Genomic DNA, 17,214 nt, shown 5'->3' on the forward strand with positions numbered 1-17,214 from the left:
TACGGAACACACAAGGATCAATGGGGCGGGAGGCCGACAGGGCGTGACGAACGTGGAGCACGGCGGACGAGCGGGTAACGCTTTCGTGGGGGCGGCGCAGACCACGAGAGCACGGCTGGGCGCACTCCGTATCGGGCTCTGGGCGATCGCCGCGATACTCGCCGTACGCCAGGTGGCCGCCGTCCTCAGTACGCCCAAGGCGGACCGGCTGACGGATCTGGAGACCTGGGTCGGCCCCAACGGCGTACTGCATGTGAAGGGCTCGCTGTACGACTCGACGCGGTTCACCGGCACCCCGTTCGGCGGACTCGTCCTCAAACCCCTCACCCGGGCGGCCGAACAGGCCCTCGGCTGGGGCTGGACCTTCGGCACCCTGCTGCTGGTCGTCGCCCTCGGCCTGATCGCGGCCCGCGCCCTGCCGCCCCCCGTCAGTCGGCGTACGTCGCTGCTCGCGGCGCCCGTCGCCATCAGCCTGCTGATGCTGTCGCTCCCCGTGCGCAACGCCCTCTACCTCGGTCAGACCAGTATCATCCCGGTCCTGCTGGTCCTGCTCGGCTGTTTCACCGTCCGTGGGGAGCGTGCCTGCGGGGTCCTCATCGGGTTCGCGGCGGCGCTCCAGCCGACGGTGCTGCTCTTCGCGCCGCTGCTCTGGTTCACCGGGCGCCGCCGTGCCGCCGCGTCCACCGTGACCGCCTTCGCGGCCCTCGCCGGGCTGGCCTGGGCCGTGATGCCGCACGACTCGAACACCTACTGGGTGCACCATCTGGCGGGTGTCGGCCTCGGCAAGGACGCCGACGACCTCGCCAACCAGTCGCTGCACGGCGCGCTGCTTCGGTTCGGCCTCAGCGGGCCGCTGGAGATCGGCCTCTTCCTGGCGCTCGGCGCGGCCGTCGCCTTCGTGGGACTCCGGCGTGCGGTGCGCTACGCGCGTGACGGGCAACTGCTCCTCGCCGTGGCGATGACGGGCTGCGTCGCCGTCGTCGTCTCGCCCACCAGTTGGCAGCACCAACTGCTGTGGGTGCTGCTCGCGGTCGTCGGCCGGGTCGGCCGGAAGACCGCGGACCGCCGCGTGTGGCCCGTCGCCGTCCTCCTCGTCGTGACGTTGCCGGCCAAGATGCTGCTGCCGGACATGCCGGCGCTCCACCCGCTGCGCGACAACGCGGCGCTGATCGCGGCGCTGGCCGCCGCCACCGCCGTCCCGTTCCTGTCGCGCACCTCCGAGTTCTACCGGGCCCCGATCCCCACCGCCTACGCGGCGCCGGTCCCCACCCGGTGGAACCGGTTGCCGCTGCTCCCCTTCCCCGGCCGGGTCCTCACCCGTCCGAACCTGCTGCTGGAACTTCTCCTGATCCGTGTCGGCTACTCCGCCTACCAGCAGGTCAGGCTCGCAGCGACGGGAGGCACGAACGCGGGCGGCCGGGCCACCGCCGAGCACCACGGCACCCAGGTCCTCGCCATCGAGAGGTTCCTGCGCCTCGACATCGAGCACTGGGTCAACCACGCGGTGGTCGGGGTTCCCTTCCTGCGGGACTTCCTCGACTTCTACTACGAGTCCTTCCACTTCGGCGTGCCGCTCACCATCCTCGGCGTGCTCTACGTCCGCCGCCCCGCCGACTACCGCTGGGCCCGTTCCGCCCTCGGCTTCGCCACGCTGTTCGCCCTCGTCGGCTTCTGGCTCTACCCGCTCGCCCCGCCCCGGCTGATGCCGGGCCTCGGTGTCATCGACACGGTGCACGGCGTGCAGGACTTCTCCAAGCCGGACTACGGCACCCTGACCGAGCTCACCAACCAGTACGCGGCGATGCCCTCGCTGCACTTCGGCTGGTCCCTGTGGTGCGGGGTCGTCATCGTGATCCTGGCGCCCAGGTGGTGGATGAAGGCGCTGGGCCTGCTGCACCCGTTCTTCACGGTCTCCGCGATCGTGGCGACCGGCAACCACTGGGTCCTGGACGTGGCCGGCGGCGCGGCGGTGGTCGCCGCGGGCTTCGGCGTGACCTGTCTCCTCCAGGGCCCGCGGCCCCGGACCCTCATGGAACCGGTCGAGGCCGGCGCGAACGAGCCGGTCCCGGTGGCGGGCCGTACGCCGGGCTGATCTTCGGGGGAGGCAGGGGTGAGCGCGGGGGGATCGCCCCTGCCTCCCTCGGGACGGGCCGACGGCGCCGGGAGGCCGTCGGCCCGAGCGTGCCGCGCCGTCAGAGGTGGCTGACCTGGAGTTCCTTGACGCCGTTCAGCCAGGCGGAGCGGAGGCGGCGCGGGTCGCCGGTGAGCCGCAGGTTCGGCATCGCGTCGGCGATGGCGTTGAAGATCAGGTCGATCTCCAGGGTGGCCAGGGATTTGCCGAGGCAGAAGTGCGGGCCCCCGCCGCCGAAGCCGAGGTGCGGGTTGGGGTCACGGGTGATGTCGAAGACCTCGGGGCTCTCGAAGACCTCGGGGTCGTTGTTGGCGGAGGAGTAGAAGATGCCGACGCGGTCGCCCTTCCTGATCCGCTTCCCGCCCAGTTCGGTGTCCTGGGTCGCGGTGCGCTGGAAGGCGACGACGGGGGTCGCCCAGCGGACGATCTCCTCGGCGGTGGTCTTCGGCCGCTCCCGCTTGTAGAGGTCCCACTGGCCGGGGTGGGTGAGCAGGGCGTGCATGCCGTGTGTGATGGCGTTGCGGGTCGTCTCGTTGCCGGCGACCGCCAACAGCAGGACGAAGAAGCCGAATTCGTCGGAGGCGAGGTTCCCCTCGTCCTCCGCCGCCACCAGCGTGCTGACGATGTCCTTCGCCGGGCACTGCTTGCGGTCGGCGGCCATGTTCATCGCGTACGAGATGAGTTCGGTGGCCGAGTCGGCGCCGATCTCCTCGGTGATCGCGTACTCCGGATCGTCGTACGCCACCATCTTGTTGGACCAGTCGAAGATCTTGACGCGGTCCTCCTGCGGGACGCCGATGAGCTCGGCTATGGCCTGCAGCGGCAGTTCGCAGGCGACCTGGGTGACGAAGTCGAAGCCGCCGTCGGGGCCGGCCTGCGCGAGCGCGTTCGCGACGATCGAACCGGCCCGGGAGCGCAGCGCGTCCTCCAGGGAGCGGATGGCGCGCGGGGTGAAGCCGCGCTGCACGATCTGGCGGACCCGGGTGTGCTCGGGCGGGTCCATGTTGAGCATGATGAGCCGCTGGACCTCGATCTGCTCGCGCTGGATGTGCTCGTTGAAGCGGATGACGGCCGTGTTGAGGAACGAGGAGAACAGTTCGGGGTGCGTCGAGACGTACTTGACGTCCGCGTGCCGGGTGACGGCCCAGTAGCCGTCGTCCTCGAAGCCCGCGACACCGGGCTGTTGCGGGATCCAGTGGACCGGTTCGGCCCGGCGCAGCTCGGCGAACTCCGGGAGGGGCACGCGGTGGTGCAGCACATCGGGGTCGGTGAAATCGAACCCGTCGGGCAGCGCTGGACAGGGCATCGGCAACTCCAGGTCTCGCGCCTACGGTGGTGCCTGCGGTGGTGAGGGCCCGTTCCCGCGAACGTGTCTGACGGTCCATCAGGAACAGGGAATCGCGGAGAAGGTAGTAACGGGTTCTACAAGTGGCAAGAGGTGCGGCCCCCTCAATTCCGTGCGGGATTGGTGCAGATCACGACTTCGGGAGCTGCAGGACCCTTGCGGCGCGGGGGGTTCGCTCAGCAAACTGCACGCAGAACTGGTACGCGTTCTAGTTCTGCGCGGTGGGTGGGCCGGGACGCCCCGCGCTGCGCGGGTCAGCTGGGCCTGGCCGCCGGGCAGGCCTGAGGAGAGGACGAGCCCCCATGGCCGCGGAACCCGTGATCGTCGAAGCCGTACGGACCCCCATCGGCAAGCGCGGTGGCGCGCTCGCCAATCTGCATCCCGCCTATCTCCTGGGCGAGACCTACCGTGAACTCCTCGGCCGCACCGGCATCCCCGCCGACTGCGTCGAGCAGATCGTCGGCGGCACGGTGACCCATGCCGGCGAGCAGTCGATGAACCCCGCGCGCACGGCCTGGCTGACGATGGGGCTGCCCTACGAGACGGCGGCGACGACGGTCGACTGTCAGTGCGGGTCCTCGCAGCAGGCCTCGCACATGGCCGCGAACATGATCGCGGCGGGTGTCATCGACGTCGGGATCAGCTGCGGCATCGAGGCGATGTCGCGGGTGCCGCTGGGTTCGGGGTCCAAGCACGGTCCGGGCAAGCCGTTCCCCGACGAGTGGAACGTCGATCTGCCGAACCAGTTCGAGGCGGCCGAGCGCATCGCGCGCCACCGAGGCCTGACGCGGGAGAACGTCGACTCCCTCGGGCTCATCTCGCAGGAACGGGCGGCCATCGCCTGGTCCGAGGAGCGCTTCAAGCGCGAGACGTTCTCCGTGCAGGTGCCCACCACCGAGGACGAGCAGCGGGCCGGTCAGGGCATGTGGCGGCTCGTCGACCGGGACGAGGGGCTGCGCGACACGTCCATGGAGGCGCTGGCGAGGCTGAAGCCCGTGATGCCGACGGCCGTTCACACGGCCGGCAACTCCTCCCAGATCTCCGACGGCGCGGCCGCCATCCTGTGGGCGTCCAAGCGGATGGCGCGGGCGCTGAAACTGCGGCCCCGGGCGCGGATCGTGGCCCAGGCGCTGGTGGGTTCCGATCCCCACTTCCACCTGGACGGTCCGATCGACGCCACCCGGGCCGTGCTCGGCAAGGCCGGCATGTCCCTGAAGGACATCGACCTCGTCGAGATCAACGAGGCTTTCGCGTCGGTGGTGTTGAGCTGGTCCCAGGTCTTCGAACAGGACCTGGAGAAGGTCAACGTCAACGGGGGCGGGATCGCGCTCGGGCATCCGGTCGGCGCCACAGGGGCCCGGCTCATCACCACGGCGCTGCACGAACTGGAGCGCACGGACAAGGAGTTCGCGCTGATCACGATGTGCGCGGGCGGAGGGCTGGCGACCGGGACGATCATCCAGCGGTTGTAGGCGCCGTTCGACGGCCGCGAAGTGGGTGCGGGGTGCGGGTGTAGGTGTAGGCACATCCGCGTCTCGTGCGTCTCGTGCGTCCTGTGCGTGCCCCGCGTGCCCTGCGTGCCGTGCTTCCGGTGCTCCGGAGGGGTGTCACTCCAGGCCGGAGGCCGTCACCGCGAGAGTCGCCGGGCCGAGTGCGGCGATCAGCAGCGGGATGGCGAGGCCGTGGTGCAGGACCAGCCACGCGCCGAGCAGGGCGCCCGCCAGCATGGCGAGCACGGAGCCGGTGCGGCGCGGGGAGTTGTGGCCCGCGCCGCCGCCGAGGCGGGAGTCGGCGGCCAGGCCGGTCAGCGTCATCGTCAGGACCGTGGTGGTCAGGTCGGCCACGCCGAGCCTGCGGACGGTCGCGTTGCGCAGGCCCATCGCGAAGGCGGTGACCGCGATCAGGGTGTACGCCGTGGCGGTGGCGCCCGGAGCGGCGAAGGCGACGGCAGCGCAGGCGGCCGTCAGTACCGCCTCGGCGGCGAACGTGCCCCGGGCCCAGTTGCGGCGCGAGCCGTCGCCGAACCGCACCGCGATCCGTCCGCCGGTCACCGCGCCCGCCAGGAAGCAGCACAGGGAGGTCAGGGTGTGCGGCACGGAGAAGCCGGGGGCTCCGGCGGCGGCGAAGCCGAGCACCACGACATTGCCGGTCATGTTCGCCGTGAAGACGTGGCCGAGGCCCAGGTAGCTCACCGCGTCGATGAGCCCGCTGACCACGGTCAGCGACAACAGCGCGGGGGTGAGGCGCAGTCCTCGTGACTCAGGGTCGCGTGGTGTGCCGGTCTGCGTGGTCATGGAGGCCAGTCCACCACGGGTTCGGCGGCGCTCGCGCTCACCGGCGTTCGTGCTCGTGTCCGGGTACGACGAAGGCGGCAGCCCCGGGGTGCGGGGTGCCGCCTTGTGTGTGCTGTGGGGCTCGGGCTGATCAGTACCAGCCGTTGGCCTGCCAGAAGTTCCAGGCGCCGGCCGGGCTGCCGTAGCGGGAGTTCATGTAGTCCAGGCCCCACTTGATCTGGGTCTTGGGGTTGGTCTTCCAGTCGGAGCCGGCGGAGGCCATCTTCGAACCGGGCAGGGCCTGGACCAGGCCGTACGCGCCGGACGAGGAGTTCGTGGCGCTGATGTTCCAGCCGCTCTCGTGATCGACGATCTTGCTGAAGGCGTTGAACTGCGAGGCGTCCGGGATCATCGCGTGGGCGATCGACTTCGCGGAGGAGGCGGCGGTGGGCGTGGCGGCCTGGGCGGGCGCCGCGACCAGGACCATACCGGCGGTGGCGGCGGCCACGGCGGTGGTGGCGAGGGCCTTCTTCGGGGAGGAGACGATGCGGCGGATGACGGAGACGGACACGGAGAACCTGTTTCTTCGGGGACATGGAGTCGCTCGTGCGCCGTGACCACGTGGTGTGTGGAAGGAGCGGCGTACGTCGGCGCCGCGGCCCGTGAGGGCTCGTGGCGCCTGGCGACTGCTCCAGACAAACAGGATCGGAGCCCGTCCGCAATGACCCCATTTACTAGTGGTGGTCGCATCCAGGGGGAAAGTCCGTCATGTGATGCGGCTCTCAAACCCCAGGTCAGAGGGCATGACGACGCGTCCATGCCATGGCATTCGCTCTACGAAGCCGGTTCGTATGTGAGCTGGGTCCTGTGGGCCGGTTCACCCCGCGCCTGACGGACGGTGCGGGGGTGGCCACGGAGTGCCGCCGGCCGGTGTGACGCGGGCCGCGGCTCAGCCGGGGCCGAACGTGACCGGGCTCTCGAAAGCGGCCCGGCGCGTGGCCCGTCGCAGTGCCTTGAGGAGGGTCGGGCCGATCGTCACGGTCAGCACGACGGTGACCACCGCCCGGCCCAGGTCCCAGCCGAGGGAGGTGGTCAGGCAGTACGCGAGGAAGCGGGCGAGGTTGGCGGGGACGGTGGCGTGCGGGTCGAAGGCGATGTTGGAGGCCAGCGCGTCCATGAAGGGCCAGCCGGCCAGATTCATGACCGTGCCGTACGCGAACGCGGCGAGGAAGCCGTATCCGGCGAGCATCAGCAGTTCCCAGCGGCCGCGCAGCCGGTCAGGGCCGGGCAGCAGCCCGGCGCCCATGGTGAACCAGCCCATGGCCAGCATCTGGAAGGGCATCCATGGCCCCACCCCGCCGGTCAGCAGCGCCGACGCGAACATGGTCACGGACCCGAGCACGTACCCGAAGCCGGGCCCCAGCACCCGTCCGCTCAGGACCATCAGGAAGAACATCGGCTCGATGCCCGCGGTCCCGGCCCCGATCGGGCGCAGCGCGGCGCCGGTCGCGGCCAGCACGCCGAGCATGGCGACCGCCTTCGGGCCGAGCCCCGACTCGGAGATCGTCGCCGCGACCACCGCGACCAGCAGGACGAGAAGTCCCGCGAACAGCCATGGAGCGTCCTGGGCGTGCGCGCTGACCTGCGAGCCGGTCCCCGCGAAGAGCGGCCAGCCGAATCCGGCCGCCCCGGTCGCGCTGACCAGGCCCAGCGCGGCGACGGAACGCGGGCCGAGGCGGACGGCCCTGGCCTGTGGCTGCGACGGGGGACGGCGGACGGAGGCGTCGGCGGCACTCATGCGAGGGCCCTTCTGACCTGGGCCACGGTGAGCCACGGCTCGGGGGCCAGGATCTTGGCGACCTGCGGGGCGAAGGACGGGGACGCGACGACCACCTCGGCGGTGGGGCCGTCGGCGACGATCTCACCGTCCGCGAGGATCACCACACGGTGGGCGAGCTCGGCGGCGAGCTCCACGTCGTGCGTGGCCAGCACGATGGTGTGCCCCTCGGCGGCCAGCCCGCGCAGCACGGTCACCAGCCGGGCCTTCGCCGCGTAGTCGAGGCCGCGGGTCGGCTCGTCGAGGAGCAGCAGCGGGGGGCGGGCCGTCAGGACGACGGCCAGCGCCAGCGCCAGCCGCTGTCCCTCCGACAGATCGCGTGGGTGCGTGTCGTCCGCGATGTCCGGCAGCAGCTCGGACACCAGCGCCCGGCAGGTCCCGGCGGCGGCCCCGGCGTCCTCGTCGGCCGCCGCGCACTCGGCGGCCACCGTGTCCGCGTACAGCAGATCCCGGGGTTCCTGCGGTACGAGTCCCACCCGGCGTACGAGGTCACGCGGCGCCGTGCGGTGCGGTACCGCCCCGCCGACCCGTACGGACCCGGAGGTCGGCTCGACCAGCCCGACCAGCGCCCCGAGCAGCGTCGACTTCCCGGCGCCGTTGCGGCCCATCAGCGCGATGGTCTCGCCGGGCCCCGCGGTGAGGCCGACCCGGCGGAGCGCCTCCACCCGACCGCGCCGGACGGCCAGCGAATCGACGACGGCCACCTCGGCCGGGGCCGGGCCGGGGCCGGGGGTGCGCCTGCCGGGGAGGCGGAAGAAGCGGGAGCAGCGGGAAGGGGAGGGGACGGAGGAGGCCGTGGGAGGGGTGGGGTGCGCCTGCGCCGAAGGCAGGGGGAGGGCGGCGGGCCGTGTTCCCGCGGTGCTCTCGGTGCCTTCGGCCGGTGCGGTGCCGTCGCCGAGTCCGGTCGGCGGGGCGTCCTCGGCGGGGGCCGCGGGTCCGGGGTCCGCGGTGACCGCGGCCGATACCGACGGCGCGGCGGAAAGCCGCTCGCGCAGGGGGGCCGCCCGGCGCCGGGCGTCGCGCACCGTCAGCGGGAGCGGGGACCAGCCGGCCAGCCGGCCCAGTTCCACCACCGGCGGGCAGACCGGGGAGACGGCCATGATCTCGGACGGGGTGCCGATCCTCAGCGGCGCTCCCGGGGCGGGCAGGAGGGCGAGCCGGTCGGCGTACTGGACGACGCGTTCCAGGCGGTGCTCCGCCATCAGGACCGTGGTGCCGAGGTCGTGGACCAGGCGCTGCAGGACGGCGAGGACCTCCTCGGCGGCGGCGGGGTCCAGGGCAGAGGTGGGCTCGTCGAGGACCAGGACCTCGGGGTGCGGGGTGAGCACCGAACCGATGGCGACCCGCTGCTGCTGGCCGCCGGACAGCGTGGCGATCGGGCGGTCGCGCAGGTCGGCCAGGGAGAGCAGGTCGAGGGTCTCCTCCACCCGGCGGCGCATCACCGCCGGGGCCAGCCCCAACGACTCCATGCCGTAGGCGAGTTCGTCCTCCACCGTGTCCGTCACGAAGTGGGACAGCGGGTCCTGGCCGACCGTGCCGACCACGTCCGCCAGTTCACGCGGCTTGTGCGTACGGGTGTCCCGCCCCGCGACGGTGACCCGGCCGCGCAGCGTTCCGCCGGTGAAGTGCGGGACCAGTCCGCTCACCGCGCCCAGCAGCGTCGACTTGCCGACCCCGGACGGGCCGACCAGCAGCACCAGTTCGCCCTCCGGGACCTCGAAGTCAACGCCCCGGACGGTGGGTTCGGCCGCCCCCGCGTACGTGACGGAGACATCCTCGAAGCGGATCACGACGACTCCTCGGGGGCAGGGGTTCGCTGGGGGGCCGGGGCCGGGGCCAGGAAGGCGGGGAGCAGGCCGAGCATGACGACCGCCGTCGGCCAGAGAGGGAGGGCTGGGGTCACCAGGGGGATGACGCCGGGGCTCAGCGCGCCGGGGTCGTAGGACGCGGCGAGGATCATCAGGGTGGCGACCGCCACGCCGGACCCGGCGACCAGCCAGGCCCGGAAGCCCCAGAGGTCCGGCCGGTACCGCGTCCGCGGCGAGCGGCGGCCGCCCAGCCACAGACCGCCGAGCGCCGCGCCGAGTCCGGCCAGCAGGACCGGCAGACCGTAACGGTCGCCCGCGGCGGTCAACAGCCCGTAGGTGCCCGCGCACACGCCGAGCAGACCGCCCAGGGTGAGGGCTCCGGTGGTCCGGCGGACGGCGGGCGGTACCTGTGCCGTGCGCCCGTACCCGCGGGCGTCCATCGCCGCCGCCAGTGCGACCGAGCGTTCCAACGCCCCCTCCAGGACCGGGAGTCCGACGTGCAGCAGACCGCGAAGCCCCCGGTCGGGGCGGCCGCGGAGCCGGCGCGCGGCGCGCAGTCGCTGGACGTCGGCGATCAGATGCGGCGCGAAGGTGAGCGCCACGACCACCGCGACGCCCGCCTCGTACAGCGCACCGGGCAGCGACTTGAGCAGCCGCGCCGGGTTCGCGAGGGCGTTGGCCGCGCCGACGCAGACGAGCAGCGTGGCCAGCTTCAGTCCGTCGTACAGGGCGAAGAGCAGGCCCTCGGCGGTGACCCGGCCGCCGACGCGGATGCCCTGTGCCCAGTGCGGGAGAGGGATCTCGGGGAGCGTGACCAGGACATGGGTGCCCGGGATGGGCGAGCCGAGGAGGACGGCGAAGCCCAGCCGGACGGCGAGCACGGCCACGCCCAGTTTCACGAACGCGGTGTAGGAGCGGGCCCAGGGGGCGTCGGTGCGGTGGGTGGCCACCACGAAGCCCGCCACGCCTATGAGGAGCGCGAGCAGAAGGGGGTTCGTGGTGCGGGAGGCGGCCGTGCCGAGACCCAGGGCCCAGATCCACCAGGCGCCGGGGTGCAGGGCGTTCGCCCGGTCGGCCCCCGGCGCACGGGAGGAGGAGCGGGCACGGGAGACGGAGCGGGAGACGGAACGGGGGCCGGGCTCGGGCGGCCGCCCGGCCGGGGCGGAGTCCGGTGCAGGGCGCAGGCGCCCCACCGCTCCGGACTCCCGGTCCCGCTCGGCGCCGGGGGAACCCCGGCGCACCGCGGTACGGCGGCCCACGGCGGTCGCGGTGGGGCGTTCACGGTCGCCCTTGGTCATGATCCGCGCCTCAGGCCCTGCGCCGGCGGGCCTGCCAGACGGCCGCCGCGCCCAGCGCGGCCACCGCCGCCGCACCCGCGAGCAGGCCCACCGAGGGGCCGTGGCGGGCCGGTTCGGAGGCGTGCGGGCGGGTGGACGCGGTCGGTCCGGCGGCGACCGGGTCGCCGCAGCCCGTTCGCGGATAGCCCGCGAGGGCGCACAGCAGGGCGTTGGTGTCGTAGCGCAGCGGTTTGGCGACCGTGGCCAGCGCCTCCGCCGTGCTCGCGTCGGGGGCGACACGGGCGCAGGCGGTGCGCGGGGACGGCGGCCGCTCGCCGGACGGCGCGTCGGCGACCGTACCGGGGTCGATGACCAGCGCCACCCGCTTCATGCCGTGCCGGGCGGGAGTCCTGGCGCATATCGAGGTGAACTCCCGCTCCCCGCGCGGCTGTACGGCACTGCGGGAGTCCTCGCTCACCGCGAACCGGAAGCCCTCGACATCACCGTCGGACGGCCGCGCGGTCGACGGACCCTGGGTGGCGTACGTCCACTTGCCGCCGGTCAGGTCCCAGAAGGACCAGTAGCGGTAGCCGACGGCCCGGGCCTGCCCCGCGCCACCGAGGACGAGGAGCAGGAGGGCCAGCGCGAGGGCCAGGGCGGGCGCGGTCGTCCGACGGGAGGTCACAGCTGGCGCTTCTTGTTGCGGCCGCTGATCAGGAAGCCGATGCCGATTCCCGCGACCAGGCCGACGCCGACGATCCACCAGACGCCGAGCCCGTTGCCGTCGTCCTTCTTCTCGTCGTTCTTCTTCTCGCTCGGGGTGGCCGAGGCGCCGGCCGCGACCGGCGCCGGGCCCGTGGCGCCCAGCAGCGCGACCAGGTCGTCGCCGCCGAAGGCGCGCGGGTCGGTGCCGGTGGCGTGCGCGGCGAAGATCAGCTGCGCGTACGCGGCGGGACCGGACTTGGCCGCCCAGTCACCGGAGTTCTTCTCCAGCCAGGTGAGCGGCTTCTGCGCGTCCTTCGTCGCGCCGATGGCCGCGAGGGCCACGACCGCGTCCGCCGTGTTGCCGTAGTCGGGCTGGTCCTTGGCGCCCGGGAGCGCGGACTTCAGGTACGAGGTCTTCGCCATCGCCTTGGCGAGATAGTTGGCGCCGTTCCCCGCCGCGGTCGCCATGTCGGGGGCGTCGGAGATGGCGCAGCCCGTGAGGTCGAACTTGTAGCCGGTCGCCGCCACGAAGCCCTGGCCCATGCCGGCCGTCACGCCCGCCGCGGTCGCGTCCGCGTTCGCCGCCAGCTTGCCCTTCTTGTCGGGCTGGTAGGCGAAGGCGCCGTCGCCCTGGGCGTCGCAGGCCGTCGACAGCTTCAGCAGGGCGTCGAAGGGTGACTTGCCGTCCTTGGAGACGCTCGCGGGCTTCTTGCCGACCGCCTTCAGCGCGCCGATGACGACGGACGTCGAGTTGGTGTCGCTGGGTCCGCCGGCCATGTAGCCCCAGCCGCCGTCCTTGTTCTGCGCGGACTTCAGCCAGGTGACGGCCTTGCCGGTGGCGTCGTCGTGTCCGCCGAGCGCGCCGAGGGCCTGGACGGCGGCCGCGGTGCTGTTGGTGTCGACCTGCGTCTTGGCGTCGCACGCGGCACTCGCGTCGGCGCGGTACGCGGCGAAGGCCCCGTTCGCGCACTGCTGACCGGTCAGCCAGTCCACGGCCTTGGCGGCGGGGCGTACGCCGACGGTGTGCTGGGCGAGCAGCGCGAGCGACTGCCGCCAGACACCGTCGTACGTCGGGTCGGCGGAGCCGTACAGGCCCGAGGGGAGCGCCGTCGAGGGCGACGGCGAGGGGGACGAGCCGGCGGCGGACGCGGCCGGTGCGACGACCGCCCCGATCACGGCGGTGGCGGCCAGTACCGCTGCGGTGCGGCGAACAAACATGACTCTCCCTGCGGGGAGCCGGGCAGCACCGGGCACGCTGAGGTATCCGGGCGGCTCCGGCTCCGTATCCCTCGACGGTGCCGGCCGTCGGCGGGCTGCCGAGGGCACGAGCCGGTCACTTCCCGTGCGAGGCGATCCGGCTCACCACCGAAGTGGCTCACGGTTGCGGGTCAGCGCCGGATTTGCACCGGCTTCTCCTCGTACGGATGTGATGACGACGCGCTCACTCTACCGGCCGCCCGGAATCGCCCGGGTGCCGCCTGTGGAGCGGGTGCGGGACCGGTACCCGGGTTCCGTCGGGACCACCGCGGACCCCGTGGCGACGGGGCCGGCATCCGCTAGGTTCGGGGTATGCGAACGGGGAGACTGCTCGGCTCGGGGCGTTCGGCGGACGTCTACGAGATGGACGAGGCGTGGGTGCTGCGGCGGGACCGCGCCGGCTGGGGCGACGCGACGGCCGAGGCGGCGGTGATGCAGCACGTGCGCTCGCACGGCTATCCGGTGCCGCGGGTGCGGGCGGCGACCCGCGGCGATCTGGTCATGGAGCGGCTGTCCGGGCCGACCATGCTGGAGGCCTTCGGCCAGGGCCTGCTCTCCGCGCAGGAGGCGGGCCTCACCCTGGCCCGGCTGCTGCGCAAGCTGCACACCGTGCCCGCCCGGCTGTCCGCCGACCCCGCCGTCCGCGTCCTGCACCTGGATCTGCACCCCGACAACGTGATGCTCACCCCGGACGGGCCGAAGGTCATCGACTGGTCCAACGCCGAGGAGGGTCCGCCCGGCCTCGACTGGGCCATGTCCGCGGTGATCCTCGCCCAGGTCGCCGTCGGCGGCGAGACGATCGGGGGCGTGGCCGAGGAGGTACTGGAGGCGCTGCTCGACGGGAACGAGGACCAGGTGACCGAGGAGGGGCTCGGGGAGGCGGGGCGACGCCGGGCGGTCAATCCGACGATGAGTGTCCAGGAGGTCGAAGTCCTGGGCGAGGCGGACGCGTTGATCCGCGAACTGCTGCGCTGAGGCCGACGCGGCGAGTAGCGCGCCGTCGTGCCGGACGGCGGTGGGCCGTGGCGGGTCACCGCACCCTCGGAGACCTCGGGCACGGCCGTTTCGGCATCCGCTCCCGGCTCGGGGATCACCGCACCCGCGCCGGGACCGCGGCTTCCACCGGCTGGCACAGCACCAGGGCGAGATCGTCGACCAGGGGCGCTCCGGTGTGCTGGAGCAGGCGCGCGTGCAGGGTGTCCAGGGCGTCCTCGGGGAGGGGTTCGCGCAGGGCGACGGCGGCCTCGCCGAGCAGCGGGAACGGGATGCCCTCCGGATCGCGGCCCTCGGTCAGGCCGTCCGTGTAGAGCAGCAGACGGTCACCGGGCTGGAGCCGCACACGGTACTGGCGGGGATCCGGGCGCAGCCCCAACGGCGGTGTGGGGATCTTCGGTTCGAGGAACTCGATGCTCCGGCCGGAGCGCAACGGCGCGGGGTGACCGCAGTTGACCAGCCGCACCTCGCCGGGCGCGAACTCGGCGAGCAGGGCGGTGACGAAGTCCTCCGGTCCGAGTTCCGGAGCCAGCCGGGTGTCGAGACCGTCGGCCAGGGCGGGCAGATCGGGCGCGGTGTAGGCGAGTTCACGGAATCCGGCGATCGTCTCGGCGGTCAGCCGCAGGGCTTCCAGACCATGACCGCGTACGTCGCCGACCAGGACCCGCAGCCCGTACGGGGTCACCGCGACGTCGTACAGATCGCCGCCGACCGACGACTCGGCGGCCGAGCAGTGGTAGCGGGTGCACACCTGAGTGCCGCCCAGCGTGCGGGAGATGGGCCGCAGGATCGCCTCCTGGGTGACCCGGGCGACCTCGCGGACCCGCGCCAGCGTGGCGGTCAGACGCTCGTGCCGGCCGGCGGCGTACACGGTGATCGCGCAGCCGAGCAGCAGCCCGCCGAAAGGGACGCCGAACGCGGGGCGGGTCAGCCCGTCGTCGGTCAGACCCGTGGAGAGCCCGAGCACCAGTGACCAGCAGCAGACCAGCAGGGTGCACCGCGCCCCGGAGCGCGCGCACGCCAGAACCGGCCCGATCAGCAGCAGCGTGACCAGGGGCGGCAGCCGGTGGTCCAGCAGATGCGGCAGAACGGCCGCGAGACACGCGGCCGGTGGCACGAGCATCGGCCAGGAGAACCCGGCTCCGGCGGTTTTGCCCCCTCCGCCGTCGGCGGACGTCCGTTCGTCCCGCTGCTCCCTCTCGTGCATCACCCGACAATCGCCGAAAAAAGCCCCGGTCGCCCACACCGACGGTGAGTTGATCACATATCGTCGGAAGGTGCCCGGAAGTGACGTCGTGCGGTGGGCCTTTTGTCCGAGTGGAGGGAGCGGGGCATCGCACGCGTGCGATCGGGTCACACTGGTGCGCGTGTCCGACAACACGACCGGTGGACGGCCCGGCAGCACATACGGTGGACGGCCCGGCAATCTACCCTCACCGACGCGGAGTTTCATCGGCCGGCTGGAGGAACTCGGCCGGCTGGAGCGGGAACTGGATCCGGGTGCGGGGACCGGCCGGCCGGTGAGCCTGGTCGGCGTCGGCGGAGTCGGCAAGACCCGGCTCGCCCTGCGGGCCGCCGGCCGGATCGAGAGCGCCTACCCCGACGGCGTCTGGCTCGTCGAACTCTCCCCGCTGCACACCGCCGGGCTGGTGGGCCTGGCGGTGGTGGAGGCGCTGCGGCTCTCCGACCGGTCGACGCGGCCGGTCACCGAGGTCGTCGCGGAATGGGCCGAGGGGAAAAGGCTGTTGCTCGTCCTCGACTCCTGCGAGCACGTCCTCGCGGACTGCGTGGAGTTCGTCGAGGCGCTGCTGCCCCTGCTGCCGGGACTGCGCGTCCTGCTCACCAGCCGCGAGCCGCTCGGCCTGCCGGGCGAACGAGTGCTGCGCCTGGACCCGCTGCCGGTCACCGGCGACGCGGTCGCCCTGTTCGCGGACCGCGCGGCCGAGCGCGGGTTCACGCTCGACGACACCGACCGCCCCGCCGCGGAGGCCGTCTGCCGACGCCTCGACGGCATCCCGCTCGCCATCGAACTCGCCGCCGTCCGGCTCGGCGAACTCACCCTGGACCGGTTGAGCGGCCTGCTCGGCCGGCGGCTGCCGTCCCGGCTCGACCTGCTCGCCGCGCGCGAGGGCGAAGGGCCGCCGCGCCACCAGACCCTGCGGACGGCCATCGGCTGGAGCCACGAGCTGTGCGCGCCGCTGGAACGGCTGCTGTGGGCCCGTCTGTCGGTGTTCGCGGGCGGCTTCGGCGCGAGCGCCGCCGAAGAGGTCTGCGCGGGTGGTCCGCTGCCCGCGGGCCGGATCCCCGGCCTGCTCGACCGGCTCGTCGAGCAGTCCATCGTGAGCCGCCACCCCACCGACCCCGACCGCTACCGGCTCCTCGACACCGTCCGGGAGTTCGGTGCCGACTGGCTGCGCGCGCTGGGCGAGGAACACACCCTGCGGCTGCGTCACCGCGACCACTACCGGCGGCTGGCCCGCGAGGGCTGCGCGGAGTGGAACACCGGACGCCAGGCGGCCTGGTGCGAGCGCGTCCTCACCGAGCACGCCAATCTCCGCGCGGCCATGGACTGCGCGCTCACCGGGCCCGACGGGCGGGTCGCCCTGGCGATGGCGTCCGACATCGGCTTCCTGTGGCGGCACTGCGGCCGTCTCCGTGAAGCCCAGCACTGTCTCGACAGGGCGCTGATGAGCGGTGCGCCGCCCGGCCCCGACCGCGTCCGCGCGGTGTGGACCCGGGGCGCGGTCGCGCTGCTCCAGGGCGACCTGGAGGCGGCGGCCAACTGGGCGGTGCGCTGTGCCGACGTGGCAAGGGAGCAGGGCGACCCGGTGGCGGTGGTGGCCGCCCTGTACCTCCGGGGCGGACAACTCGCCCTGAGCGGACGCCTGTCCGAGGCGGTCCAGGTGCTGGCCGGCGCGCCTCGGCTGCCCGTCCGGCGGGACTGGTTCGGGGCGGCGCAGCTCCAGGTTCGGGTGGCGCTGGCCTTCGCGTACCTGTTGAGCGGGGACCACGGGCGGGCGCGCGCGGTGGCCGAGGAGGTGCGTGCGGAGAGTGCCGCGTGCGGGGAGTCATGGGCGGGCGCCTTCGCCGACAGCGCCATGGCCCAGACCGATCTGGCTCGCGGGGACATCGGCGCGGCCGTCGACAACGCCCGCACGGCACTGGCCGGGCACGGGCTGCTGCACAACACCGTGGGCGCCGCGATGGCCCTCGACGTGCTCGCGGCGGGAGTCGTCGCCGCGGGCGACGGCCACCGCGCGGCCTGTCTCCTCGGCATCGGCGAACGCGTCTGGGGACTCACCGGGCGGGCCCAGATGGACTCGCCCGACCTCATGGCCACCCGCCGCTCGCACGAACTCCGCGTCCGCGCCGAGATCGGCGACCCGGCCTACGAGAAGGCGTACGAGAAGGGGCGCACGATGCCGTACGAGGAGGGGCTGGACTACGCGGTCCACGACCGCTGAGACACGGTCCTCGACGCCCGCTTCGGCGTCGTTCGGCGACCGGGCGACCCGGCGACCGATGACCGCTGACGGCTTCCCGGTCAGGGGCGACCCGGCGGTCCGACGAGGGCGAGGGGCGACCCCT

General features: G+C 73.1%; 13 protein-coding genes. 4 read left to right on the top strand and 9 right to left on the bottom strand.

The window, feature by feature from the left end; all coding sequences use genetic code 11:
- Window positions 1-43: 43 nt before the first annotated feature.
- Window positions 44-2,092: a bifunctional glycosyltransferase 87/phosphatase PAP2 family protein gene (locus tag OHT01_RS27570; RefSeq protein ID WP_328555797.1), complete on the top strand. Its 2,049-nt coding sequence runs from the start codon at window positions 44-46 to the stop codon at window positions 2,090-2,092.
- A 100-nt stretch (window positions 2,093-2,192) separates the two neighbouring features.
- Here OHT01_RS27570 and OHT01_RS27575 read toward each other — a convergent pair whose 3' ends face one another.
- On the bottom strand, window positions 2,193-3,437 hold the full coding sequence (locus OHT01_RS27575; RefSeq protein ID WP_328555798.1) for a cytochrome P450: 1,245 nt from the start codon (window positions 3,435-3,437) through the stop codon (window positions 2,193-2,195).
- 341 nt (window positions 3,438-3,778) lie between these two features.
- Between OHT01_RS27575 and OHT01_RS27580 the strand changes: the two genes are divergently transcribed.
- Window positions 3,779-4,948 (top strand): steroid 3-ketoacyl-CoA thiolase, encoded by a 1,170-nt coding sequence (locus tag OHT01_RS27580; protein ID WP_328555799.1) that lies wholly within the window; start codon window positions 3,779-3,781, stop codon window positions 4,946-4,948.
- Between the two features lie 135 nt (window positions 4,949-5,083).
- Here OHT01_RS27580 and OHT01_RS27585 read toward each other — a convergent pair whose 3' ends face one another.
- The 7 genes from OHT01_RS27585 to OHT01_RS27615 form a co-directional block, all read right to left on the bottom strand.
- The gene (locus OHT01_RS27585; RefSeq protein WP_328555800.1) at window positions 5,084-5,770 is read right to left on the bottom strand and encodes a YoaK family protein; all 687 of its coding nucleotides are present in this window, start codon (window positions 5,768-5,770) and stop codon (window positions 5,084-5,086) included.
- A gap of 130 nt (window positions 5,771-5,900) precedes the next feature.
- On the bottom strand, window positions 5,901-6,320 hold the full coding sequence (locus OHT01_RS27590) for a transglycosylase SLT domain-containing protein (RefSeq protein ID WP_328555801.1): 420 nt from the start codon (window positions 6,318-6,320) through the stop codon (window positions 5,901-5,903).
- A 378-nt stretch (window positions 6,321-6,698) separates the two neighbouring features.
- Window positions 6,699-7,547, bottom strand: coding sequence for an ECF transporter S component (locus OHT01_RS27595; RefSeq protein ID WP_328555802.1), 849 nt, complete (start codon window positions 7,545-7,547; stop codon window positions 6,699-6,701).
- Complete coding sequence (locus OHT01_RS27600) at window positions 7,544-9,376, bottom strand: ABC transporter ATP-binding protein (protein WP_328555803.1); 1,833 nt, start codon at window positions 9,374-9,376, stop codon at window positions 7,544-7,546. The genes OHT01_RS27595 and OHT01_RS27600 overlap by 4 nt, the downstream gene beginning before the upstream one ends.
- Window positions 9,373-10,692, bottom strand: coding sequence for an energy-coupling factor transporter transmembrane component T (locus OHT01_RS27605; protein ID WP_328555804.1), 1,320 nt, complete (start codon window positions 10,690-10,692; stop codon window positions 9,373-9,375). Before OHT01_RS27605 ends, OHT01_RS27600 begins: the two co-directional genes overlap by 4 nt.
- Before the next feature lie 10 nt (window positions 10,693-10,702).
- On the bottom strand, window positions 10,703-11,356 hold the full coding sequence (locus OHT01_RS27610) for an SCO2322 family protein (protein WP_328555805.1): 654 nt from the start codon (window positions 11,354-11,356) through the stop codon (window positions 10,703-10,705).
- Entirely contained in the window at window positions 11,353-12,594 is a 1,242-nt protein-coding gene (locus OHT01_RS27615; RefSeq protein WP_328555806.1) for a prenyltransferase/squalene oxidase repeat-containing protein, read from the bottom strand. The genes OHT01_RS27610 and OHT01_RS27615 overlap by 4 nt, the downstream gene beginning before the upstream one ends.
- Window positions 12,595-12,945: 351 nt before the next feature.
- Here OHT01_RS27615 and OHT01_RS27620 point away from each other — a divergent pair, with 351 nt between their 5' ends.
- Window positions 12,946-13,608, top strand: coding sequence for a phosphotransferase (locus tag OHT01_RS27620; protein WP_328555807.1), 663 nt, complete (start codon window positions 12,946-12,948; stop codon window positions 13,606-13,608).
- A 115-nt stretch (window positions 13,609-13,723) separates the two neighbouring features.
- On the opposite strand, the gene OHT01_RS27625 is transcribed toward OHT01_RS27620, so the two are convergent.
- Window positions 13,724-14,833, bottom strand: a complete 1,110-nt coding sequence (locus OHT01_RS27625) for a PP2C family protein-serine/threonine phosphatase (protein WP_328555808.1) — start codon at window positions 14,831-14,833, stop codon at window positions 13,724-13,726.
- A 160-nt stretch (window positions 14,834-14,993) separates the two neighbouring features.
- Here OHT01_RS27625 and OHT01_RS27630 point away from each other — a divergent pair, with 160 nt between their 5' ends.
- Window positions 14,994-17,090 (top strand): ATP-binding protein, encoded by a 2,097-nt coding sequence (locus OHT01_RS27630; protein WP_328555809.1) that lies wholly within the window; start codon window positions 14,994-14,996, stop codon window positions 17,088-17,090.
- Window positions 17,091-17,214: the final 124 nt, after the last annotated feature.

This window comes from Streptomyces sp. NBC_00358, from assembly GCF_036099295.1.
Lineage (GTDB): Bacteria > Actinomycetota > Actinomycetes > Streptomycetales > Streptomycetaceae > Streptomyces.

Bases quoted from the DNA above. Each gene is read 5' to 3' on its own strand.
- OHT01_RS27580 (WP_328555799.1), top strand. From the start codon at position 3,779: ATGGCCGCGGAACCCGTGATCGTCGAAGCCGTACGGACCCCCATCGGC.
- OHT01_RS27585 (WP_328555800.1), bottom strand. From the start codon at position 5,770: ATGACCACGCAGACCGGCACACCACGCGACCCTGAGTCACGAGGACTG.
- OHT01_RS27625 (WP_328555808.1), bottom strand. From the start codon at position 14,833: ATGCACGAGAGGGAGCAGCGGGACGAACGGACGTCCGCCGACGGCGGA.
- OHT01_RS27605 (WP_328555804.1), bottom strand. From the start codon at position 10,692: ATGACCAAGGGCGACCGTGAACGCCCCACCGCGACCGCCGTGGGCCGC.
- OHT01_RS27615 (WP_328555806.1), bottom strand. From the start codon at position 12,594: ATGTTTGTTCGCCGCACCGCAGCGGTACTGGCCGCCACCGCCGTGATC.
- OHT01_RS27595 (WP_328555802.1), bottom strand. From the start codon at position 7,547: ATGAGTGCCGCCGACGCCTCCGTCCGCCGTCCCCCGTCGCAGCCACAG.
- OHT01_RS27620 (WP_328555807.1), top strand. From the start codon at position 12,946: ATGCGAACGGGGAGACTGCTCGGCTCGGGGCGTTCGGCGGACGTCTAC.
- OHT01_RS27575 (WP_328555798.1), bottom strand. From the start codon at position 3,437: ATGCCCTGTCCAGCGCTGCCCGACGGGTTCGATTTCACCGACCCCGAT.